General features: G+C 40.7%; 16 protein-coding genes. 4 read left to right on the top strand and 12 right to left on the bottom strand.

Annotation, left to right across the window (positions count from 1 at the left end; translation table 11 throughout):
- Positions 1 to 25 precede the first annotated feature (25 nt).
- The 3 genes from EV194_RS05170 to EV194_RS05160 form a co-directional block, all read right to left on the bottom strand.
- Positions 26 to 1,069, bottom strand: coding sequence for an efflux RND transporter periplasmic adaptor subunit (locus EV194_RS05170; protein WP_132432753.1), 1,044 nt, complete (start codon positions 1,067 to 1,069; stop codon positions 26 to 28).
- A gap of 178 nt (positions 1,070 to 1,247) precedes the next feature.
- Positions 1,248 to 2,597 carry a TolC family protein gene (locus EV194_RS05165; RefSeq protein ID WP_243699335.1) on the bottom strand — a complete coding sequence of 450 codons (1,350 nt, stop codon included), beginning with the start codon at positions 2,595 to 2,597 and terminating at the stop codon, positions 1,248 to 1,250.
- Positions 2,598 to 2,662: 65 nt separating this feature from the next.
- A complete protein-coding gene (locus EV194_RS05160) occupies positions 2,663 to 3,274 on the bottom strand; it encodes a TetR/AcrR family transcriptional regulator (RefSeq protein ID WP_132432751.1) in 612 nt (203 codons plus the stop codon).
- Between the two features lie 301 nt (positions 3,275 to 3,575).
- On the opposite strand from EV194_RS05160, the gene EV194_RS05155 reads away from it, so the two are divergent.
- On the top strand, positions 3,576 to 4,514 hold the full coding sequence (locus EV194_RS05155) for a diacylglycerol/lipid kinase family protein (RefSeq protein ID WP_132432749.1): 939 nt from the start codon (positions 3,576 to 3,578) through the stop codon (positions 4,512 to 4,514).
- Positions 4,515 to 4,615: 101 nt separating this feature from the next.
- Here the strand turns inward: EV194_RS05155 and EV194_RS05150 are convergent, their stop codons facing one another.
- Complete coding sequence (locus EV194_RS05150) at positions 4,616 to 5,062, bottom strand: DUF4494 domain-containing protein (RefSeq protein ID WP_243699334.1); 447 nt, start codon at positions 5,060 to 5,062, stop codon at positions 4,616 to 4,618.
- Between the two features lie 191 nt (positions 5,063 to 5,253).
- Between EV194_RS05150 and EV194_RS05145 the strand changes: the two genes are divergently transcribed.
- Complete coding sequence (locus EV194_RS05145; protein WP_079556620.1) at positions 5,254 to 5,493, top strand: acyl carrier protein; 240 nt, start codon at positions 5,254 to 5,256, stop codon at positions 5,491 to 5,493.
- A gap of 118 nt (positions 5,494 to 5,611) precedes the next feature.
- Here the strand turns inward: EV194_RS05145 and EV194_RS05140 are convergent, their stop codons facing one another.
- From EV194_RS05140 to EV194_RS05120, 5 genes are all read right to left on the bottom strand, one after another.
- Entirely contained in the window at positions 5,612 to 7,126 is a 1,515-nt protein-coding gene (locus EV194_RS05140; protein ID WP_132432745.1) for a carboxypeptidase-like regulatory domain-containing protein, read from the bottom strand.
- A 106-nt stretch (positions 7,127 to 7,232) separates the two neighbouring features.
- On the bottom strand, positions 7,233 to 8,231 hold the full coding sequence (locus tag EV194_RS05135) for a FecR family protein (protein ID WP_132432743.1): 999 nt from the start codon (positions 8,229 to 8,231) through the stop codon (positions 7,233 to 7,235).
- A gap of 39 nt (positions 8,232 to 8,270) precedes the next feature.
- Positions 8,271 to 8,825 (bottom strand): RNA polymerase sigma-70 factor, encoded by a 555-nt coding sequence (locus EV194_RS05130; RefSeq protein WP_132432741.1) that lies wholly within the window; start codon positions 8,823 to 8,825, stop codon positions 8,271 to 8,273.
- A gap of 8 nt (positions 8,826 to 8,833) precedes the next feature.
- The gene (locus tag EV194_RS05125) at positions 8,834 to 10,432 is read right to left on the bottom strand and encodes an endonuclease/exonuclease/phosphatase family protein (RefSeq protein ID WP_132432739.1); all 1,599 of its coding nucleotides are present in this window, start codon (positions 10,430 to 10,432) and stop codon (positions 8,834 to 8,836) included.
- 189 nt (positions 10,433 to 10,621) lie between these two features.
- Complete coding sequence (locus EV194_RS05120) at positions 10,622 to 14,893, bottom strand: ATP-binding protein (RefSeq protein WP_132432737.1); 4,272 nt, start codon at positions 14,891 to 14,893, stop codon at positions 10,622 to 10,624.
- A gap of 200 nt (positions 14,894 to 15,093) precedes the next feature.
- Here EV194_RS05120 and EV194_RS05115 point away from each other — a divergent pair, with 200 nt between their 5' ends.
- The gene (locus EV194_RS05115; protein ID WP_132432735.1) at positions 15,094 to 15,765 is read left to right on the top strand and encodes a ferredoxin--NADP reductase; all 672 of its coding nucleotides are present in this window, start codon (positions 15,094 to 15,096) and stop codon (positions 15,763 to 15,765) included.
- A gap of 2 nt (positions 15,766 to 15,767) precedes the next feature.
- Positions 15,768 to 16,811, top strand: coding sequence for a 23S rRNA (adenine(2503)-C(2))-methyltransferase RlmN (gene rlmN / locus EV194_RS05110; protein WP_132432733.1), 1,044 nt, complete (start codon positions 15,768 to 15,770; stop codon positions 16,809 to 16,811).
- A 163-nt stretch (positions 16,812 to 16,974) separates the two neighbouring features.
- Here the strand turns inward: rlmN and EV194_RS05105 are convergent, their stop codons facing one another.
- The 3 genes from EV194_RS05105 to EV194_RS05095 form a co-directional block, all read right to left on the bottom strand.
- The gene (locus tag EV194_RS05105) at positions 16,975 to 19,659 is read right to left on the bottom strand and encodes a family 16 glycosylhydrolase (RefSeq protein WP_132432731.1); all 2,685 of its coding nucleotides are present in this window, start codon (positions 19,657 to 19,659) and stop codon (positions 16,975 to 16,977) included.
- Positions 19,660 to 20,107: 448 nt separating this feature from the next.
- Positions 20,108 to 22,081 carry a glycoside hydrolase family 97 protein gene (locus tag EV194_RS05100; RefSeq protein WP_132432729.1) on the bottom strand — a complete coding sequence of 658 codons (1,974 nt, stop codon included), beginning with the start codon at positions 22,079 to 22,081 and terminating at the stop codon, positions 20,108 to 20,110.
- A gap of 255 nt (positions 22,082 to 22,336) precedes the next feature.
- Positions 22,337 to 24,754 (bottom strand): glycoside hydrolase family 31 protein, encoded by a 2,418-nt coding sequence (locus EV194_RS05095; protein ID WP_207915913.1) that lies wholly within the window; start codon positions 24,752 to 24,754, stop codon positions 22,337 to 22,339.
- Positions 24,755 to 24,764: the final 10 nt, after the last annotated feature.

The raw sequence follows: 24,764 nt of genomic DNA, 5'->3' as shown, positions 1-24,764 counted from the left end.
TTTATAATGACAGAATAAACCAGACTTATTCAAATCTCACGGAAGTTCCATCCAACAATCTGGAGTGTCCGGCGGTTACCACTTCTTCCCCATCAGTAAGTCCGCTGATGATTTCGTAAGTATCACCTATTCTGCGTCCAACTCTCACTGTTTTTCTTACAGCTTTTCCGTTTTCTACTACAAATACAAACCGTTCACTTGTACCTTGTTGTCGAAGTACAGCAAGGTCTGGCGCAACCACTCTTTCAAACTCTCCAAAACCTAAGGTTACTCTGCCAAACATTCCGGGACGAATCACCTGATCTCTGTTTGGAAACTGCAACTCTACGGTAAAAGTTCTGGTAACCGGATCGATGGTTGGATACTTTAAGTGCACAGAGCCATCAAAGGTTTTTCCGGGGTAAACATCCAAAGCCAGCGAAACATTTAAATCCTTATCAACTCTGGGAAAATGTTGCTCACTCACATTCACCGTCACTTTAACAGGATTAATCTGCTCTACAGTTAAAATGGCTGCTCTATTATCCACCACGGGAGAGCCGCTGAACATTTCTCCGTTCTCAAAAAATCTTCCGGTCACAACGCCATTAATCGGTGAACGTAACTGAGTATTTTCCTGTAGATTTTCGAAGGCAGTTCTGGTAACTTCTAATTCGGTGGCTAATTGATCAAGCTGCTGTTGTGAAACACTCCCTACTTTATACAAGGTATCAAGCCTGGCAAACTCACGTTCAAGTATGTCAAGTTGAGCCTTTGCCTGGCGATAATTGGATGCATCCATTTGTACAAGCAGTTCACCTTTTCGTACTGCATCACCCACTTCTTTGTAAATCCTGGAAACTCGGGAAGGAGTTGCAGGACTGATATAAGCCTTCTCAAAAGGTTCCACATTGCCCGTAAACTGATCGCGCTGCTCAACTTGTTGCACTGCGACCCGCTCCGTTTTAACCAACACCTTTTCGTCACCGGCATCTTCTGAAGTTTCGGTACTGCTTCCGCATGCCATCATCGCAAACATGGACATAACCACCGATGACAGTATAAAAAACTGCCTTACATTCTTTATCATTCGTTTACTGTTTAATTGATAGGTTTGATTCTCCTTTTGGCTGTACAACAAGGAAAATCCTTGTTCCCTGTATGTTAAGTATGACTCTCTCATAGTATTTTCGGAAGTTTGCTCTGTTCTGCCTCTTGGAGGCAGAACAGTTATTAATTATATTTCAAATTCTTCTAATGATAAATCCCTAATGAATAGCAACATTATCCATTCCTATAATTCTTCGATATTCCGACTCAGCCGTAAGGAAATTGTACAATGACTGATTCAGGTTAAGTTGAGCCTGTGTGAGTGCCATTTCGGCATCATTCAACTCAAGGAAAGTTCCTGAACCTGTTTGATAACGAGTTTGTGCAATGACATAGCCCCGCTCCGCCTGTCGGACTCCCTCGCGGTTTGATTCAATTTGATCATAAGCTGTTTCCATCTCATTATAGGCATTCTGTAGCTGCATTTGAATATTTCTGTCCATGTATTCCATCTGCATTTGCATCTGCTCAATGCCAATTGATACCTGTTGTTCCTGGTTGCGAACAGAGAAACCATTAAAAATAGGGATCTGTAATTGAAGACCAGCCATAATAGGATTAGCCCATTGATAGTTACCAAATCTAAAATCGTTGGCTTGTGTCATATATTGAAAATTTCCAAATGCAGCGAGAGTAGGAAAGCGCTGAGCACGCACAACCTGAAATTGTGTATGCATGCGATTAATTTCCAGATTCAGTTGACGCAAATCTGGATTGTTGGTCAAATCCATACCCGCACTGTTGGTCTGCAATAAACTTCCTTCATTGTATGATTCTAAATCATCTTCCGTTACAATCACCACAGCCTCATCAATTCCCAATAGAACGCGTACCATCAACTCGGCCATACGTACTCCATTTCGCGCCTGCAATAAAGATGGACGTAAATTCCGTACCTGAACTTCACTGCGAATAAGATCATACTCCGCAACCATGCCCTGATTAAACAAATTTCGGACATCTTCAAGATTTTTCTCAGCATTTTCCATGCTTTGAGACATGACACGATAAGAATCTGCTGCCAACAAAAGACCAAAGTAAGCTTTCCTAACCTCTGACACCATGTTAACCCTTGAAGCTCTGGCCGATTCAATGGCAAGAGCCACATCGTGTTCAGTCAATCGGATGTTTTGATATATTGAATACGAAAACAATGGAAGCGACGCCGTTAACCCAGCTGTATAACTGTTATCAAATCCCATTTCCATTGCACCACCTGACCCCGGTCCAAATATCCCATCAGGAAGATACATAACTTGCTTTTTGAAGTTACGTGAATAATTTCCTTCGGCATTTAAAGAAGGGAGTAATGCATTTTTGGCAGTTCGCAAAGAATAGTCCACTCTCTCTATTTCTCTATCCGCGATTTTTATCATCGGGTTTTCGGACAAAGCAATTTCAATGGCACGATCGAGTGTTAAAGGCAACACTTCGTCATTCCCGGCAGCTGAATTCAGTGCCGGAAACATAAGTCCTAAAACAAGCCACAACGTGAGGCTTCGTCTCACGGATTTAATCCGGCAAAAGCATTTCATAAACGAAAATCTCATTTTTTTCATACTCATATTTATCATTACTTCAACTTGGACAATAATAACTCCTCAAGTTTTTCAATTCCAGCATAGGTTGAAATACCTCTTATATAATTTAAAAACAAGGTTTCGAACAACTCCGCAGCAGGATATTCATGTGCTGGAAAAACATCTCTTCGATGCATGGCATTCATTTGTTCGATAAAAATTTTAGCAACCAGGGGAACATTTAACTTTTCGCGAAAGAATCCCTCTTTAATCCCCTGTTTAACCAAATTCTGAAAGTCACGATAGCTTTCCTGTTTTCGACGGTACATGGTTTCATTCCACAATTCCGGATGATAAAGTTCCAAATCCTCAAAATAGACAGGGTTCACTTCATTAATGGCTTTTATTCCAAACTCAAATGCGCCAACAATCAACTCCATACTATTAGCCGAACGTTCCTTAAGTTCATTCAATTCCAATTCATTCTTGTCTATTAAGTCTGCTATACTGGCTCTTAATATCTCGTTTTTATCTTTAAAAATTTCGTATATAGTTCGCTTAGACATACCCATTTTACGGGCAATGGCATCCATCGTAACCCTGCGTATTCCTTCAGTAAAGAACATTTTTCCGGCAGTATCCAGAATTCTTTCTCTTATTTCCATTATTCGATTTTTTGAACAATACAAAACTATGATAGAAAACTCATAAAACCAATTCGGTTTTCATGTTTTATAACTCTTTAACAATCGCCGTACAATGATCAATACTGGTGGCAAATTAATAAACTATAGAGCATGAGGTCGCCTAACATCTGCACAATTGCACATATTTGATGCTGAACTGCAAATACACACCACTGAAATGGAAAATAATGAAAGTCCCGTAACAAAAGTTTAATACTGAAAACAATAGACTTACCATTTACAATTTAGTATCTTTGTAGCCGCAATCAATTGATATCTCATGAAGAAAAAGATTCTTTTTATTATAAACCCAGTATCAGGCATTGGACGTCAAAAGTCTATGGAAGGAATCATTCATCAAGAGATGAACATGGATGAATGGCTCGTTGAAATCGCATATACCGAATATAAAAACCATGCCTTTGAAATCAGTTCTGAAGCAGCAGATTCTTATGACGTGGTGGTTGCCGTAGGTGGAGATGGCACAGTTAACGAAGTAGGGCGGGGACTAATTAATTCAGAAAGTGCTCTTGGAATAATCCCCACCGGTTCGGGAAACGGACTGGCAAGGCATTTGGAAATTCCATTTAAAATAAACAGAGCCCTAAAAGCCTTAAACCAGTGTAATTTCCGAAAAATTGATGTCATAAAGGCTAATGACTATTTCTCTCTGAATGTTGCGGGAATTGGATTTGATGCGTTTATCAGTCATAAATTTGCAAAAAAGAAGAATAGAGGCCCACTGGCTTACATGCAGTTAATTACGAAAGAGTTTGCCAACTACAAAAGCGCAAAATACAAAGTAACCATTGATGGCCAAACGCAACTGTGGGATGCTTTTTTAATAAGTTTCGCCAATTCAACACAATATGGAAACAATTTCCATATTGCCCCTCAGGCTCGTATAGACGATGGGTTAATCGATGTTTGCCTGATTCGTGATTTCCCGAAAGTAACAGCCCCGGCTCTGCTCATCAGCATGCTTGACCGAAGCATTGACAAAAACAGATATGACATCATTGTGAAAGCGGTAAAAATAACCATAGAGCATGACTCCAATCTGTTGGGACATGTAGATGGGGAACCTGTTGTTCTTGGCAATAAAGCAGAAGTAAAAATTCTCCCTCTGGCATTAAAAGTGGCCATTCCACCAAAGCACTTAAAGCAAACACAAAACATTTTATCTCCGCTTCTTGAGATGCTGCCGGCTATTAAATAGATTTCAATTTATGTATTATTTCTACACCTGACCCAACTCAAATGCCCCAAAAAAGCATTAAGGCGTCAATTGTATTGGTTTTTAAGATAAGTTGACAGGAGTTATTCCTTTTCTTTCTCACTAAAAAATGGAAACACATCCATGATAGGGCTCTCGATAATAGCAGTAACCTCAAAATCCACGGTCATGCCCGACAGCGAATTCATAAGATTTTCATACGCTTCTTTTAAATCGTTCCCCATTACAAGCATTTGAGATGTAACCTTCTTCTCTTTGCCGGCATTCTCATCAATGGAAATATATGCCACTTTACATTTATACCATCTGTCAGCATTATCATTTGGGAAAATATCAGAATAGTCAGCCTTGCGAATATTGGTAACATGGAACTCTCCACGAATCATCTGCTCCAGCTCCTTGTGAATTCTGCTTTCTGCCTCGGTAAAAGATACAGCGTCCACCAAATAGGGCTCAGACACTTTCTTCTCTTTTCCGGTAGTTTCATCAATTTTAATGTACTTCACCTTACATTCAAACCAGGTATGCATGATAATAAATTTTGAAATTAAAGAGTCAAAGATAAGAAGACAAAGATTACAAATCTGATCATGTGAGAGGAAGTTATCAACAACATGAGCAAATCAGAAATTTCAAACAAAGCAAAAAAAAATTCATATCCTAAGTACGTGTCAAATAGAGTTTGATTGTCATACTATCAAATAACAGAAAACAAACAGATATGAATTGCAAAAACATAAGAAGGAATTTATACCGCGTATTAAGAAAGACCGGAGTTCCAAGGGAGAGAATAGCTGAGGATTCTTCATTCTCAATGGATTTGATGATGGATGAGATTGATATGACTTGTTTTTTATTTTATCTGGAAACCAGTTTTAATGTCAACATTGATAATGATGCGCTACCTCGCATCAACTCAGTTCCATCAACCATTGATTATTTGCAGCAACGCTGCGCATAGAATCGATTCGATTAACAACAGAGCCGCTCCTGCATTGAAGCGTTATACACCAGGATATTAATCTTTTAGCATCTTCGTGTTTAAGGTGGATTATGCAGGATTTTTTTGATTCTTAATCCTACCTAAACACCTTCTCGAGGGTTTCGTCTGGCTGGATGATGTTATATTCCTTCCAAAATTCGGGATCAAAGTCCCCAAGATGCTCAGAAAGCACATAAGAGGGGCGAAAAGTTTCAGCCCAACGAATCCGATGCTGGCTTGCTGCACGGGTATGATCACTTACCAACATTTCGGATACCGTATGAAAAACTGTTCTTTGACGTCTATTCCGATCAACTACACGCAAGTTCACTTCGCCCTTTACCCTTGATAACACCCATAAATCACCCCATGGGCGATATTCAACTAGATACCTGGCAAACAAAGGAGTTGTCCGGAAACGACGCGCATCTCTCTGAACCAAATAACTTCGACTCCGCCGTATGGAGGCAGAGGTTAGTTCAAATTCAATGCTCACCAAAGCATAAGATTCAGCATCAATTCGCATTTCTCCTTTATAAAAAAGGGACTCTGCATCGTTAATTGGTTCAAATCCCACCCGATAAACCATCCGATCAAATACAATATCAACACCGTTAAAAGTATATTCGTATTGCGAATACCCTTCCTCATTATAAAAGAAATCTCCATTCCTTACCACATCTAATCTTGAAAAATGATATGGCCCCCCTACCAGTCTGAAATTAATCAAATCCATATCAACAGTTTCTCTTCCCTTTCTTCCCCTGATAAAGCGGACTCTTTCCTGATCAAATACATTTTGATATGAAGGTTTTAGAATCTCCACGACGGCCTCCGAAACGTCAACAAAACGGTCATCCTGTTGTATGGTTTCCCTGAAAAATGCTGTTAAAAAAGTGGGGAAAACCGGGTAGTTTTCAACTACCCTTTGTGATGCCCGCCGCATAATCACATCAGCATCCTGATAAAGAATGTTAACTTCCGGTAAATTTACCGATGATGAGGCCAGACTCACAACCACCATGGTATCACGAGAAGGAACTATAATTTTTTCGCCAATATATCCAAGGTGAGAAAAAACCATTTGTTCTCCTTTGAACTGCTCCGGCACCAGAAACTCAAAATAACCAGCATCGTTTGTAATTGTACCCATGGGTCTTCCGGTTAAGCCAATATTAACCATTGGCATTGGTTCTCCGGATAAAGCCTCCTCAACTCTTCCGCTAACTCTGACTGCCTCAGAAGAGAGAATCCGACCCCTTCTGCGACCAATGATTACCTGGTTATTAATGAGACGCACTTCGACACCATCACGACCAAACACCTCCTCCAGCCATTGTTCCGAAATAAGATAGGGTACTGCAATATTGCGCTTTTCCGATCCGTTAAGAATATCGGCATCGTAGGCGAAATCCAGAGAATGGATAGCAGTAAGAGAGTCGATTAAAGCAGAGGTGGAAATATCATCTAAGATAATTAAGGAATCGCGTTGGTGATCACCGGACCAGACTGTACCAATTGTAAATAATGAAACCACACAGGTAACAATCAGTTTTTTTCGAAAGAAAAAACTGATCACACTTAAAATCCATATGATGCTTAATCTTGTCACCCCATCACTATTCAATGCATTAATCGATTTGGAATTACAATCTGTATTCAGAAAATAAAAAGCCGAAAGTTAAAGAACCGGGATGCTGACCAAATAGGTTAAAAACTTAATCTGCATTTAGCCTCTTAACCAGGACAAACTCATCGGACTTTACCTGGGTCAGGTTAAAAGTTAAACATACAACATCCATGATATAATCAAAAGTATTCTGAGAAAATGAAGCAACCAGTTTCTCATCTAATATTGAGGGGTCTTCTGTCACAATTCTGATATGGTATGTTTGTTCAAGAGTATTAAAGACCTCATACAATGAAACATCATGAAACCTTAGTTCACCTGTTTTCCATGCCAGGTTATTGGGATATAGTGATCGCTTAATCATTGTCCCGGATGGAACATAAAAATCGGCTCCATCCCCTGCTGCCAGTTTTAACGGGTCTAAATCAGACAAAAATGAAACAACTTCGACAACTCCTTTGTTTACATCGATCTGACAAAGTTCAAGGTGTTCGTATGAACGAACATTAAAAGAGGTACCTAACACTTTTACTTCAAAACTCCTAGTCTCAACAATAAAAGTATTTTGCTGATCAGAAGTTACTTCAAACCATGCTTCTCCAGACAACAAAACCCGTCGTTCAGTGGCACCGAAGTTTTCCGGATAACTGATACTGCTACCGCTGTTTAGCGCTACAAGCGTTCCATCAGGCAGAATAATTTCAGAACTGTCTGAATAGGTAATATATGCAACTTGGTCAGCCTGCTGGTAAAATGTTGGAAGCAGGAAATAGAGCAGGCCACCAATCAGTACGATTGCAGCAACAATAGCAGCGGCATATTGATAAATAGGAATCAGTCGATTTTTGGAAGTTGGTTTACTCTTCATTCTGGCACTAACTTGTTGCCATGCACTGTCTGTATTGATTTGATCGCATTGCGAAGCAGTTCCGGCAAGCATCCATGATTCCCTCAGTTCATTCCATATCTCATGATTTCTCTCATCACTTCTCAGCCAGGTTTCCAGAAAGGCCATGTCTTTACTGGTCGCCTCGCCCGACAACACCCTGCATAACTGATTGTAATTTATATTGTCTGATAATTTCATTTGCGATAATTCTATAGCATTCCTGTAATATTGACAACACTAATTGGGAAAACCCTTACCACTCTCTTTAATTTTTTTCGGTAATTGCTCTCTTAAGAATTGAAGAGCTTTTCCCATCTGAGCTTCAACGGTTTTAACAGAAAGATTTAATCTCTCTGCGATCTCCTTATATTTCATTCCCTCGAAGCGACTCATGCGAAAGATCTTTTGCCTCTGTTCCGGCAGCATTGATATCACTGATTGCACTTCTGCAATAAGTGATTCATCCGGAATATCCTGATCAACCTCGGGAATCTGAAAATCATCCACATCATAAAACGTTTTTTTGGATTTCATTTCATTAAAACATCGATTTGTGACAGCGCGCATGAGGTATGCCCGGGGGTTATCCACCTTTAATGCCCCCCTTTTTTCCCATATGCTCACAAACATTTCCTGAACAACGTTTTCAGCAATCTCCCGATCGTTTAAATATTTCATGGCAAAATTCACCAGCATAGGGTAAAACAACCGAAAAAGCTTTTCGAAAGCTTTTTCATCTCCATTGGCTATTTGCGCGAATAGTTCTTTTTCAGGATATGGAGGTTGTTGCATATATCAGATTATTGATCGTCCCATTTAAAAGAAACAACAACCGCTGCATGATCAGAAGGGAAACCTGGTTCAAACTGATCTATAACTCGACTCCAGGATGCATTAAATCCGGGGCCTTTATAATAAATAAAATTGATCCTGTCCTGCATAACTTCTTTATATCTGGGTGACCAGGTAAAACCGGGGTTGGTTACTTCATTAGGATAAATATAACGAAAAGCATCTATAAAACCAGCATCCTCGATGGTTTTACTCACAGGATGCTCTATAACAAGATCAAACCGGCTCTCACGATTAGCTTCTGTCCAATCGAGATGTGACCCGGAGTTAAAATCACCTGCTAATATGATGGGATAATCGCTGTACGAATTTTGGATAGATTGCATTTCCCACATAATAAAACGAATTTCGCTTCCTCGTGATTGCATTTCCCTGATAATTACTGAATCGGATCTGGCGTGGCCAGACATAATGTAGGGACCAAGATTGGGAAGGTAGCTTAAGGCAACGGGAACCATTACAATCTGGTTATCCCTGGGAAGATTTACCACAACAGCCCCAGAGTGTCTTGGACGATAAACATTGTAAGTTCGTCCAAACGGGTAGCGACTTAAAATGCTCAGACCAGGACTTCGCTGATAGTAATAAAAGCCAAGTATGTCTGCAATCATTTCGCCACTGTCAAAGGCTTCCTGCAAAGAAATAATATCGGCGCCGGATTCTCGAATGATCTCTGCAACCCTTTGTGGCCCTGCAAAAAGGCCATCAGCACGACCACCATTCCATATATTCCAGGTCATAATTGTTAACGAATCGGGTCTCGATTCTCTTCGTCTTCGCGTTAACTGGCTTTTATCACCGCAAAGAGTTTTAATCTGCTCAGGAGTTAATACCCTGCTCCATATGGTAAATTCATCTATCAACCCATGAAAAGCATCTCTAATTGGGTTGGTCGAAAAAGGATGACCACCTATATAAATGTCTCCCTTGAATATATCAAGGTTAAAATTTTGCAAACAAAACACAGCGACATTCTCTCCATTGTAATAAACTCTTGCCTCTTTTCTGGCAAAATCAAGTGTATAACCAAGCAGATGCCACTCGCCGTTAGCAATAGGTTGACGAATGCTGGTTGGCTCGTAAACTGCCTCGTTAAGACCATCGGTTAACATCCATCTGTATGAACCGGAAGTTGTTTTCCCGAACAGCCACCCTTGGGGCGCCAATTCATCATCGGCCAGTTGAGAGATAATGGTATATTCATAAGGATCACCCGGATGCGCCTTAACCCAAAAAAAGATCGACAATCCAGGGTAGTCGTTGAACGACTGCCCATCACCTTTTACAATAACTACAGGTTTACGAAATTTTGCAGCCGATGTCAGATCTAAGGAATAATTAGAAACACCGTCTTTAGAGAAAGAGACATTTTCATCACCTCTAAAAGTTACAGGCAAAACCCCTTCATTGGATATTTTGTTATCAAATTCTAGATGGATTAACGGCATTGACGGCACTTCGGTAACAGGAGTTCTGTTGCAACCAAAAAGAAGCACCAAAAACAGAAGAAAACAAGAGTTCCATAGTACACAGAGCAATTTCTTCATATGATTAAATTCTAATTATTAAACAACAGATTGCTTGCTATCAAATTCTAAATAATAGTTTGCTCAGTTCTTTTGGCTTTTAGTATGAAAAGGTTTTGCTAACTAACCAAAAACTGATAAAAAAATCAGACCAACTATTTTATCATTAAAATATAATCACAATCATTCAAAAATGAGCAACATCTCATATTATTGCAATTCCGAAATGTGTTCTAATCGTGTAACCATTTCTTTAACCTGCTCCTTTAATTCATCGGCCAGCTTTGCAAACTCATCAGACTGATTTTTAAATGCGCTTTCTGTTTTAATGGCCAAATCATATAATTCCGTCGCGTCCATCGTTCCCACAATTCCTTTGAGAGAGTGGAGCAACCTGTAAATACTGTCGCTGTCATTTTCACCCAACAGATCATCAAGACTACTTCCAAAGTTTTTATAATCATGGCAAAACCCTTTGAGCAAACGTTTATAAAGATCAGACCGTCCCCCCATGCGTCGAATGCCATGATGCACCTTAAGACCCTTTATCTCAGGAAAATCAAACCTTTCCATAGAATCTTCAGCCATCACCTGCCTGTCATTTAAATCGTGTACGCCAAAAACCAAACCATAAATTACCCGGAATAGGTCTTCAGGATCAATTGGTTTTGCCACCATTCCTGTCATTCCTGCCTGCAGACATAGTGATTCAACATCTCCAAAAGCTTCAGCAGTCATAGCAGCCACTGGCACCTCTTCCCATCCAGGCATTTTTTTCAATCTTCTGGTGGTGGCATACCCATCCATTCCAGGCATATTAATATCCATTAAAACAAGATCGTACGGACAATCACTGCTGAATCGAGAAGCGAGTTCCAGGGCTTCGGGGCCACCTGCAACCACTTCAGTTTTAATGTTTGCCATATCGAGTAATTCTACTGCCAGCATCCTGTTGCTGGCAGTATCATCCACAACAAGAATCTTTAACGGAGATTTCTCCTTTAGCAGCTCTCTATATATTTTTCTCTTGCCAGCCGAAGCATTTGTTCCAATAACATCACCTCCCAAAACATCCATAAAACAGTCAAATAGAGAAGAATAGTTCGCAGGTTTATTGAGCCTTGTAACCTTCTCGTTGTTCACATAAAAATCGGCGTAACGATTTTCATTAAATGGTGTTGTAAGAAAAACCAAATGTTCAAATTCTCCTGTACTCTTAACTATTTTCTGTATTTCGATGTCTGAATGTGTTTTGAATATCTCCGGATCGAGGAATAAAATTCCAAATGGAGAACCCATTTCAGAACGCTCTAACTCTTGCCACAGGGATCGTGAAGAACTACATCTTTTCACACTAAATCCAAAATCCTGTAGCATTTGCTGCAAACTTTTTGCAGAGGCCTTATTTCCATCGGCTATTAAAACGGTATCTCCTGTACCTTCAAAGGCATTACGCATTTGCTCCTTTTTCTGGGTAGATTGCATCCCCAGTGATACTGTAAATGAAAAGACACTCCCCACTCCATACTCACTCTCCACCCAAATCTCACCTTCCATCAAACTGGTCAATCTCTTGCATATCGCCAATCCAAGACCGGTTCCTCCATATTTTCGGGTTATGGAAACATCGGCCTGTGAAAATGCTTTAAACAGATGGTTCTTTTGTTCCTCCTTTAAACCAATACCGGTATCGGAAACTGAGAATAATAGTTTAACCTGATCGCCATCTTTGCGTTTAACCCGAACTTTAACAACCACCTCTCCCTGATCGGTAAACTTAATGGCATTATTAACGAGGTTAACCAAAACCTGCTCAATCCTTAAAGGGTCACCCACAAGACTTAAAGGAACATTTGGAGCGTAATCAAAAACCAGATCAAGGCCTTTTTCGTTGGCTCTGAACATGACGATGTCAGCCAGGTTTTGCATGACCGCCTCCAAATCAAAATCAATTTTCTCCATTTCAAGCCTACCAGCTTCAATTTTTGAGAAATCGAGAATATCATTAATGATTCCCAGAAGCGACCTTGAGGAGGATTGAATCCGCTTAAGGTAATCAGAATGCCCCGGGATATTCAGCTTCTCTAACCCCAAATGAGTCCAGCCGATGATGGCATTTAATGGCGTACGAATTTCATGGCTCATACGAGCCAGAAAATCACTCTTAGCACGAGTGGCAGCTTCGGCAGCCTCCTTGGCTTTCTGCAATTCTATGGCTCCTTCGTTTCTGGCCAATACAATCCCGAGTGTTCCTGCAAATGCTTTAAAAAGAGTGTTGTGAGACTCATTCCAGTCGCCGTTTCTGGTTCCCAATCCAAACCCGATAAATCCCCAAAATCGCTCATGAACAAATACCGGTATAAGCATTGCTGATGCTGATTTCATCGTTTTGAGAAACTGCATTTCTCCAGGCTCGGCATTTCTTTGAGAAACAACTACCTCCTTTTTTTCGCTTAACCTGTAAAACCAGGTGGTGGATATTTCCTCATAGGACACATTCTCAAATTCATTGCGGCTAACTGGTTCCAAAATAATCCTGTCCCATTCCACAATATGACGTAATATCAACTTCCCTGTTTTAGGCGATTTCTCGTTGGTAAAAGCAAAAGCTCTGTCAACTCCCGCTCCCTGCCCCATCACGCGCAATGCTTTTAGCAATGCTTCTTCAGGCTCGGCAGTCATGATCAACTCTTTGACGGCTTCGGATACCCCTTCCAGCAACTTATCACGAAGCATTAACTCTGTCATGGCTTCTTTCTGCGCAGTAATATCTATGATTACACCCTGCAACGTCACTTTGGTTGATTCCTTTTCATAGACAGGTAAACCTTTCTCATAAACCCACTTTCGATGGCCAAACAGATCACGAATGCGATATTCAATCTCATAAGGACGCTGCCTGAGTACAGCACTTCTGATGGTCTCCCGAACTTTTTGAACATCTTCATTGTCAACAAATGGCATCATTGACTGACCTTCTGCAATAAAAGCATCAACCCCAAGACCAATTAGCTTTTCAACCCCTCCGCTAATAAAAAGCATGGTTCTTCGGGCATCGTTATGGCAGTGATAAACAACACCGGGAACATTGGATACAATGTTTCGGTAGTTTTCCCGGCTGAGCTCCAAATCCGATAAAGCCTGGCGTAAAGGAGTTATATCTGTGGAAACACATACAAGAGATGTAATTTCCCCATCGTGATTTTGGATTGGAAATTTATTAGAGAGAAAAGTTCGTCTTTTACCTGAGGATGGCAGAAATTCCTCTATTTGAACCGGCTCTCCTTTTCTCAGAACATCCTGGTCATTCTTCTGTAGTGCCAGGGCATACTCCGAAGGAAAAATCTGATCATCTGTCTTTCCAATGATCCTGTGAGCTTCCATGCCCAGAATCTCCTCCATCTGTTGATTAATCAGGGTATATTTTCCTCTTAAGTCTTTTACATAAATAAGAGATGCGCTGTTGTTTATAATGTCATTCAAAAGTTTTCGATTCTCCTGCAGCAGTTGATCTTTCACAGCGCGGTTTTTCTCATCCTTATCAACTTTACGCATAAAGATATATGCCATCCAAAATCCAACAATAATGGCCAGGGCCATGATGGTTATAAGTGCATACAAACTATAGAGCGATAGCCGCTCCATGGCTCTGTTTTGTTGATCGTTGGCACGTTCACCGGCATTTTGAATGGCTTCAGCACTGCTGATCATCAGTCCCTGAGCACTATGTAACTCATGTATGGCAAAAACCAATTCGTTTATTACGGACTGATAAGATGCGAGATCTGTTTTTAACTGTCGTATGGACTCTCCCGCTCGGGTACCGGGAGGAACAAGATCAGATGGAGGTAGCAGTCTACGGATTCGCAAAAATATCACATCCACCGAATCCCGATGAACAATCTCCAGCGGAAAATTCCATATTCGTTTTTCCAGTTCCTTAAGATGCAAAAGCTGAAACAGCAGATCGTTGTGAGTATCGGCTCCGGAGACCTGGGAAGTACCGCGAAAAAGCCGCGGGAAAGGTTCTCTGGCATTTATAAAAATTTGCTGAAACAAACGATCCATTCTCTCCTCCGCATCAAACCTCTTTTGTTTTAAGTCAATAAACATTAACCAATATTGGTTGAACTCCTCCATCCAGACGTTCACGTTCTCTAACTCACTGCGGCTTTTGGAGTATAATCTGCTGTTCTCCGCTGCATACAAGGCATTACTTATTTCATTGGCCAGACTATCAACCTGTGACGCGTGGGTGGTATCACTACTTAAACTAAAACCTTTGGCCTCAATCCGCGCAAGATATATTTGGTGTAGTAGCTTATCTACCTTTTCGGTACTATCAATCCATTCATGCAAACGCTGAACCCCCCAAACCGTTGCACCTGAAACCATTACCAATAATAACAAATTGACAATGTATCCCCGGAACACCCGCTTGCTTATTGAACTATTATTTTCCTTATGGGTAAAAAACGACATTAATAACTGTTAAAATCACGACTTAATTAGAAACAACAAAAATCGCAAAAAATTGCGGAACTATATCATTTTTGGTTTCAATTAATTTATACATGCTTTATAACATTAAGTTGCGTTTTTTAACAAAAACAAAAAGCTCTATATTTTTGTTTGTAAATAGTTAAATTACGGTTAGTTCATGATATATAAGTGATATAGATATGCCCCACACTCAACGAAAAAAAAAGAATCTATACCCCAGTCTTGTTCTTGGCAAAAAGGAAATTGCTGACGGCGTTTTCACTATTGAAACAGAGAAAAAGTTCAGTTTTATCCCCGGGCAAGTCATTGCATTAGCGCTTAATCCCGAAGATGAGCCTCGTTTATACAGCATTGCATCGGGGAATGAAGGAAAAACTCTGCGTATTCTTTTCGACATCAACCCGGAGGGTCAACTGACGCCTGCACTGTCCAAATGTCGGATAGGTGATACAGTATTTGTTTCAGAGCCTTTCGGGAAGTTTATCGGGACTCAGGAACAGGCATTCTGGATAGCCACAGGAACAGGCATTGCACCATTTATCAGTATGCTGGAATCCGGCTTGGCTATAAATAAAACACTATTACATGGAGCCAGGTATATCTCTCAGTTTTACTTTGCCGACAAATTTGAAGAAGCAATGCACAAGAATTATTTAAGGTTCTGCACTGCTGAAGAGAATAACATGGTAATACATGGAAGATTAACCGATTACCTAAAAAAACAAGAAACCCTTTCGCCCAAAATAAAATATTACCTTTGCGGAAGTGCCGAGATGGTGGTTGAGGTGAGAGATATTTTAATAAATAAAGGAATTCCTTTCAATAACATAGTAGCAGAAATATACTTTTAAAGATGCAAAAAGAGCCTTTGTACGGGAAGACATTAAATGAACTAAAAGAAATTGTAAAACAACACAATTTGCCCGGCTTTACAGCCGGACAAATAGCTGACTGGCTATACAAAAAAAGAGCTGAATCCATCGATTCAATGACCAATCTCTCTAAAAAAGCCCGACAATTATTATCTGAAAATTTCGAAACCGGCATCACTTTACCATCAAAAGTACAAGAGTCGGTTGATGGAACAAAAAAGTATCTTTTTCCGGCACACAAGCAATTATTTATTGAAGCTGCATACATCCCGGAAGACAACAGAAAAACGCTCTGCATTTCTTCTCAAGTTGGTTGTAAAATGGGATGCCTGTTTTGTATGACCGGGAAACAAGGCTTCCAGTCGCAACTTACAGCCGGTGAAATACTAAATCAAATCAGGAGCATTCCCGAAAGTGAAGAATTGACCAATGTGGTTTACATGGGCATGGGAGAACCTCTTGATAACATTGAGGAAGTTCTCAAAAGCCTTGACATACTCACATCTGACTGGGGATATGGCTGGAGTCCGAGAAGAATAAATGTGTCCACCATTGGAATAGTCCCAGCCATGCGGAGATTTATTGAGGAGAGCGAAGCCCATCTTGCCATCAGCCTTCATACTCCTTTTAATGAAGAACGGCAGAAACTGATGCCAATTGAACAGGTATATTCTATTGAGCAGGTTATTGAAACTCTTCGTGAATATGATTTTGGTCGTCAGCGCAGAATATCTTTTGAATACATCATGTTTGAAGGGATAAATGACACACCCGCACATGTAAAAGGCCTCACTAAACTCCTTAACGGCATACGATGCAGAATAAATCTGATTAGGTTTCACCCCATTCCTGATTCACCTCTAAGAGGAACACCTCACAAAACCATGCAATGGTTTTGTGACCAACTCAACAACAAAGGCATAACCACCACCATACGCCGTTCACGAGGTGAAGACATTTATGCTGCATGTGGCTTGCTTTCAACCAAAGCTCTTTTGAATGATAATAAACCGAAAGATTTTTAATCAAACAATCATGTGAATCCAGCAGACTTATACTATCCAGCAGATCGTTCCGGAGACATATTAACAATTGGATGAAAATCCTTCGAATATATAAAAAAGGAGCTGTCTTAAAGACAGCCCCTGAAAGAAAAAACCTGATTTTGATTCCCGTTGATTGGTTTTTCTATTTTTTAATCACAACTCTTTTAGAAACTCTTTCTCCATTATCGCCGGTTACAACAATAATATAAACGCCATCCATCCAACCATAAGTGCTAATCCTGACAGAAGAAGAATTTATGCTTCCGGTTTCAAATACACGAACTCCGGCCACACTGTAAACAGCTACATTAAACACGCTTGCATCCGAATTAACAGTAAAACCATCAGAAGCTGGATTGGGATAAACAGTTGTCTCCAATTGCATAATCTCAGGTATATTAGTTGCATTTGAATAAACCAGGGAAAAATCATCGATATAAACAGTATTTATCAGATTATCGCCTCCTGTGCTACCCAGTTCAAAAACCAGTTTACCTAAAGTTTCAACATTATCTTTGTTAATGGTGATAGAATAGGTATCCCATTCTGTAGTAACATTGAATTGTGCAGGGCTCATAAATTCAATAAACCACGGAGCTGCATCCAAGCCCTTTCCAAAGTTTACATTAAAAGATCGTGGAGCATCAGCTCTTGCCCTAAAAGTTAGGATATACTCACCATCTGGAGTATCAATATTATCCTTGAAAAATTGAACCGACCATGGTTGCCATCCTGCATTGGTGATACTTACCGTTGCCAGGTGTTCGGACGGGAAAACAACTGATCCTTGTCCTCCATCACCAAACCAATATTCCCAAACACCCTGATCTCCTCCATTGGGGTCTCCATTGTCATCTGAGCCATCATAAAGGTTGGGGTTTTCAGGATCTACTCCGGTGGTATAGATGATATCATCAAAAGCAATGTCGGAAATGGAAGTACTTCCAGATCCTTGTGTTGCGGAGAATGGAATTGGAACTGCAGATAAATCAACGCCCGCAAAAGAGCTAACAGGAATTTTAACTCTATGCCATTCGCCATCACGCTCAAATCCTTCAGGATCTGAACCAGCCACAAAATCAATAGAACCGGAAGTCCCAGAGGCACCAGTGATGGTGATTCTGAAACTCTCCTGAGAAGATGTTTTTACTGAAAACGCCAAATAACCGTTCTCAAAATGAGAAAGATCTGCCGCCATGTCATCATGAATTCCAAAACCCCACCAACCTGCACCAACTGATGTAAAAGCCAGATACTCTTCGCCATCATATGGCGAAGAAGAGATGTTGTTCAATGTTCCTTCCCAAATATAAATGTGAGCATCAACATCATTAATGAGTAAGACTTCTTCTACATTAGGATTTTCAGTAAAGATACCATAATAATCTGCTATAACCTTGTTTTCAAAAAGTTGCAAATCATCATTTCTATTGGGTTTTAACTCACTATTCATCAAAGGCTGCCCATCAACCGACAGATAAATATCGTCCACAAGAATATTGGAAATTGCGCCTTCCCCTCCAAGCATGAAAATATTTCTAACATCAGACAAATCCAAACCTGCTGCAACTAATTCCGAAACAGGAATGGATAACTCGTGCCATTGCCCGTCCCGTTGAAATCCATAGGGATCGCTCCCTTCATTAAAATTTATACGCCCTTCGGCAGCACCTCCCATGCCAATCCAGAAATCATTATCCGCTGAAGTGCGTAAAGCCAAATGCAGAGAACCGTTACTAAAATGCGAAAAATCAATACCGGCAGCAGCATTAATTCCAAATCCAAACCAGGTTCTTGCAGGGTATGCATAAAAACTTAAAACCTCATCACCATCATAAGAAGGTGCATTTTCGAGTGGTTGCAATGAATTATCCCAAACCTGCAATGTATTAGAAAAGTCATCGAATACGAACCGCTCAGATATAGAAGGATTTTCCGTGAAAATTCCGAAATAATCTGCCTGAGGTGTTTGCGGCTCAGAAACAACAAGAACTCCTTCGCCCTCTCGTTGGTATAGACGAATGTAATCCACAAACATCTGAGCTGGAAGAGGAGCTGTAATGTTATCAGGATTTGTTATTCCCGGGAATGAGCCTCCCACTGCCAGATTTAGAATGAAATAGTGAGGCCAGTCACGAAACTCTTCTGCATCTTCGCCGGTAATATCCATAGCGAAGTAAGGAGTTGGATGATCATTAAAATACATCTCAATTCTTTCCGGCGTCCATTCCATTGTAAATACATTGTACTCATATAGAGATGCCCCTTCGGGTGCAGTCCATTGCGGTCCATATCCGGCATAATTGCCTGCGTGTTCCCAGTGTAATGCTCCATTAAATGTTCTGTCCTGAGTTCCGGCATCGATACCTTCCCTGTGTCCAGCCTCCATAATGTCAATTTCACCACTTGCCGGCCATGTATTCTGAGTACCCAGCATCCAAAATGCAGGCCATAAGCCGTCTGCCAAAACCGGCAATTTAATTCTGGCCTCAATACGACCATATAATGCAGCTACTTTGCCGGAGGTATTGATTCGTCCGGAGGTAAACTGATAATCGCCAAAACTTTCACGTTTTGCAGTAATAATCAAAGCATTATTTCCTTCTCCGTCAGGCCCCACCTCCACATTTTCAGCACGATAGTGCTGAAGTTCCTGGTTGGCTCCCCAGTTCCAAACACCAACTTCTGTCTCATAATTCCACACATTGGTGTTTAATTCTGTTCCTTCAAAATTCTCTTCCCAAACAAGTTGGTACTCCTGTGCAGTTGCTGACATGATAAAGGCCGCAACGAACAACTTAAGTAAAACAAGGTAATTCTTCTTCATTCTTTCAAGATTTTAGATTAATTGTATGATAAAATGATTTTTTAATCGTTCCTTGAACATTGCTTCAGTTAATTATGAAAACGTTTCCCAACAATAGATCGTTGGGAACGCTTTCAACAATAAAAAGTCAGGTGTGAAATTAGGTTCACAGCTTATGAACACAGCAAAAGTATGCACAGATGTTAATTTTTGAATAAATATCATTTCACAATAAACTCTATTATTAAAACTCACACCTCATAAAAACCTCATCATAAAAACTCTTACAACCTGTCTATAAAGTCCTTAAAAATTACACAGTCCTACTTTCAATCACCTCACCAACCAAAACCACTTAAAACTAAAGATCAAAAAGAGTTAAATCCAGATCATTTTATTTGATAACGGAGACAAAAAAAGGATTCCGGTTTCCCGGAATCCTTTTCTTCATTAGAATGAATTTAAATAGTTACCTTTTCTTTATTGAGGCAGCCCAACCGCCACCTGATGACATTATAACAGTCATTGTTGTACTTTTATCAACTCGCTTCATCTCACGAACATAATCCTGCCCGTTACGGTCGGCATTAATTCCATCTCTAAAGATTACTGCTTCGTATTCACCCTCTCCAAGGAACGAAAAATCGATGGTTATATCACGTTCGTCCCAGTTTGTCATAGCTCCCACATACCAATTCTCCCCATTGCGGCGAGCGATGGCAACATATTCTCCTAAAACACCTTCAAGCGCAACTGTTTGATCAAACACCGTGGGAATTGAAGCAATAAACATGGTGCTCTCATGTTCCCTCTTATAATGAGTGGGGTTATCGGCCATCATCGAAAGAGGCGATTCATAAACAATATACATAGCCAATTGATGACACCTTGTACCCTGACTCATGGGAGTTGCATGCATTGCTCTCCAGTTCCTGCGGTTAGAATTAATCATGGCGCCGGGCGTATAATCCATGGGGCCGGCCAAAGCTCTGATAAACGGAATGGTCACATCATAATCCGGCATATCCAGATAGTCAGTCCACTTCACATTTTCCAAACCATAAACGCCCTCAAAAGTAATTACATTTGGATAGGTAAATTGCAATCCGGTAGGTTTATATGAACCATGGAAATTAACCAGCTGTTGGTATTTAGCTGCCATTTCTGCCACCTTATAGTAAAAATTTACAACCGGCTGATCGTCCCGATCCATAAAATCAATTTTATATCCTACCACCCCCATTTCTGAATAGACCCTCATCACCTCATCCATTTCCTGATTCAAAGGCAGCCACCCTGCCCACAAAATAATGCCTACCCCACGCTCTTTTGCATGTTTAATGATACCTTCAAGATCTATATAGGGCTTAATCTGAAGCAGACTCTCCTGTTCAGACCAGCCCTCATCAAGAATAACATACTCTATACCATATTCGGCCGCAAAGTCAATGTAGTATTTGTATGTTTCAGTATTTACACCTGCCCTGAAATCCACATTATAAATGTTTAAGTAATTCCACCAATCCCATGCAACCTTTCCGGGTTTAATCCACGACAAATCACCGATGCGATTGGGGGATGCCAAACGAGCCACCAAATCGTTATCAAGCAGTTCCACATCATTATTACTGACAGCAACTGCACGCCATGGAAAACTTCGTCTTCCCTCTGTTTTGGCAATGTAACCGGCACGTTTCGTGACAATAGATTGCAGATTGTTATGCCCACCCCTCTCCTCTTCAAGAGGGAAAGGTGCAAACCGGGCAGAATAGCCGGTGCGTTCGCTATTCACAGTAAGGAACATTCCGGGATAATCTTCAAGATCCACTTCTGTAATCACAATCTTCCTGTTTTTCCCGGCTTCCACAAGCAGTGGCATGATAATTAACGAATCTGACACAACCTCATCCAGGGTAAGCAAATCGTAAGTACTTTCAAAAGAAGTACTGTATGGATCAAAATCCCTCGGAACAATATAGGGAACCCAGGCCTTTTCGTGCGTTGGAAACACCAGGTTTGCCTCTTCATTTAAAATGGTTATATCACGTCGAAGCGAAGTGGTTAACCGATACGCAGCCCCATCGTCATAAACTCTAAAAACAATGCCAAGTCCATCTCTCAACTCAACAGTCATTTGATTATAGTGATTAATGACCTCACTTTTTCTGTAAATAGGGGTGTTGATGATCTGGTTTTCAGATTGCCGGGTGACCCTTTGCACACGTGTGTCTTTTCCCAAAACTCCCTCGTTCTCGAGAGTAAGGGATATAATAGAAGGCCCCATCACCTTTTCTCCATCCATTAAAAGTGACCAGGATACATGATCGGTGACTTCAACTTTGATTTCAAGATTTTTGTCGGGTGAATGCACCTTATGCACCTCGCTATATGAAAGAGAGGGAATCAGAAGTGCCGTTAAAAGAGTAACAATCTGTTTCTTCATCTGTTTATAATTTATGTTAGTTATTCCCGAAGCCTCGGGTCTCATTTCAATTGCATACAGCTAATGCAACCATACATCTATATATCTGCGCTCAACCATCTCAACATTATCACCCTTAAAAATCTAGTTGCTGATCTGAAAATGAGAAATCAGAACATTTCTGAATTCATTTGGTGTGATATAAAAAAGCCACATTCAATTCTAAATATACAAAATCAGGGCTTCACGTTAAGTGAAGCCCTGATCAGTACTCAACTATTTAACATCAAAAACGGAAACGTTCAATTTGGTTCTTCTGCCAAACGGATTTGACACAAGTTCAGCTTTACCATCTCTTTTATTTATTACCACTTCCTTTAGAAAATCATCAGAGGGCAAGCAAACCTTTCCTCTTGCAGTGGTTTCATCTGCACTGAATACTTTCAGTTCAATATTCGACCAGTCCATATATTTAGTAGCCTGAGCAAGTCCAATGTGTGGGATTACAGCTCCGTCCCTTACCAGGATTGCTGCGGGAATATGAGCGGTCTCAATTCTGTTCCATCCGGGATTGTAAATTTTTCCCGTTTGATAATCTATCCACTTATGATTTCCCGGCAAATAGACATCTCTGGCCTCCAGATTTTCAAAATGAGGCGCTACCAACATATCAGATCCAAAAAGGTACTGATCATCAACCAGCCAGGCACCCGGGTCGTCAGGATACTCAATAAATAGAGCACGCATCATTGGGAGGCCGTTTTCCACTCCATGCTTCGACTGAGCATAAATATAAGGCATCAACTTATACCGCATGTTTACAGCATCCCTGTAATCGTTCAGAAACTCTTCACCATATTCCCATGGTTCCTTGGGAGGATGACCATGAGCACGAGTGTGCGAAGAAAGAACACCAAATGCCAGCCAACGCTTATACACATCTGCCGGTGTAGGATCAACAAATCCACCTACATCGTGACTCCAAAAAGTAAATCCACTCAACCCCATGCTTAACCCTCCACGCAATGTTGCTTTCATGGCTGAATTGGTCGGAGCCGGATCTCCACCCCAATGAAGAGGATATCTCTGGGAGCCGGCCCATGTACTTCTTGCCCAAATGATGTTTTCACCTTTAATTTCTTGAGTTAGTTCGGCCACTATTTTATTATAGCGAAGGGGATACAAGTTATGCTCATACCATCCGGTACGACCGTTATGATAAATTCCATATACCGGAGCAGCTTCACCAAAATCGACTTTTATAGAACCTACACCCATTTCAAGCAAACCTCGTATTTTATCCTCGTACCATTTAATGGCAGTTGGGTTGGTGAAATCAAGAACTGCATCTTCGTATGGAATATTTCCTTTTGCATTTCTCACAAACAATCCTTGCTCAACGATCTCCTGAAATAATCTGTTCTTCGGCACAAAATAAGGTAACTGCCATAAACATGTATGAAAGCCATCTGCCTTCAGGTCTGATATCATCTTTTCAGCATCATCAAACCGCGATTCTGCAAATTGATAATCACATCGCCAATCAACTTCAAACCAGCCGGTATCAAAATTGATAACATCTGCCGGAATCCTGTTTTCGCGTAACTGACGGGCAGCCTCACGACCCTCGGCCTCAGAAAAATAGGTAATGCGACTCATCCAAAATCCAAAAGACCACAAAGGAGGCATGGTTGGTTTTCCCGTAACGTTAGTATATTCGTTTAAAATATCTTTAGGTTCTCCTATAAATACAAACAGATCCAGTTCTTCGTCGCCAATCATCAGAGCATTAACACCACTGAAATACTTACCTATATCGGCAGTAATTGGTGTTGAAGTATGAATAAACATTCCATAACCTCTGCTGCTTAAGAAAAAAGGAATAGGTTTATAACTGGTTTCATTCTGGGTTCCATTTGCGTCGTTTACCCAAAGGGTAACGCTTTGTCCTCTTTTATTAAACTCGGTATATTGCTCTCCAAACCCGAAAATTTTCTCACCCGGCTGAAGATTAAAAGCTGCATTAAAACTTCTCGAATAATCTCTTGCTCTTCGCACCCACGAGAAAGGCAGAACCGGGGTATAGGTTGAGGTATTATCCTCATAATTATTTGTACTTGTTAATATGCGACCATTTTCGTCGTACACAGTCACGCGCCATGGTTGTTCAGTAATAACAACAGAGCCATAGGGGCTGGTGTACTTATGGCCTTCTTCCACTTTGGAATAAACCCAATTTTTACATGGCGGCATATCGTTATTGATCAGCATCAACGACTTCTGTGCTGCCACCTGGGGGACAACAACTCCTGATTGAGCCCGAATCCTGACTGCACGGGGTGAAATAAACTCCATTGAGAATGGTAATGCAGGAGATACTTCGTATTCTCCTGCGGGGAATTCATTTGGTTCAGCCGGAGCCAGAACTCCCAACATATTACTGAAAGCCTGACGAGTTTCGTAATTGTATCGTTCGTAAACAATTTTCCCGGAAGCTGTTTGCGGATCAAAGTCTGCTAAACGATCAGCCACAAAATATGTATTCCGGAAAGATCTGAAATCCGGAGTCAGCTCCTGAGGTTCATTCAGCAACTGCATTCCCTGCATCTGTGCGTAAACCGGAACCGACAGTAAAGCAATTGCCAAAACAACCAGTGTTTTCATTTTGAAAACACGCCAATTAGATTTTTTCATAACATTAAGA

Source organism: Natronoflexus pectinivorans (assembly GCF_004345615.1).
Taxonomy (GTDB): domain Bacteria; phylum Bacteroidota; class Bacteroidia; order Bacteroidales; family Marinilabiliaceae; genus Natronoflexus; species Natronoflexus pectinivorans.
The sequence above is the reverse complement of the archived record's forward strand: the minus strand, read 5'-3'. Positions and strand labels throughout refer to the sequence as shown.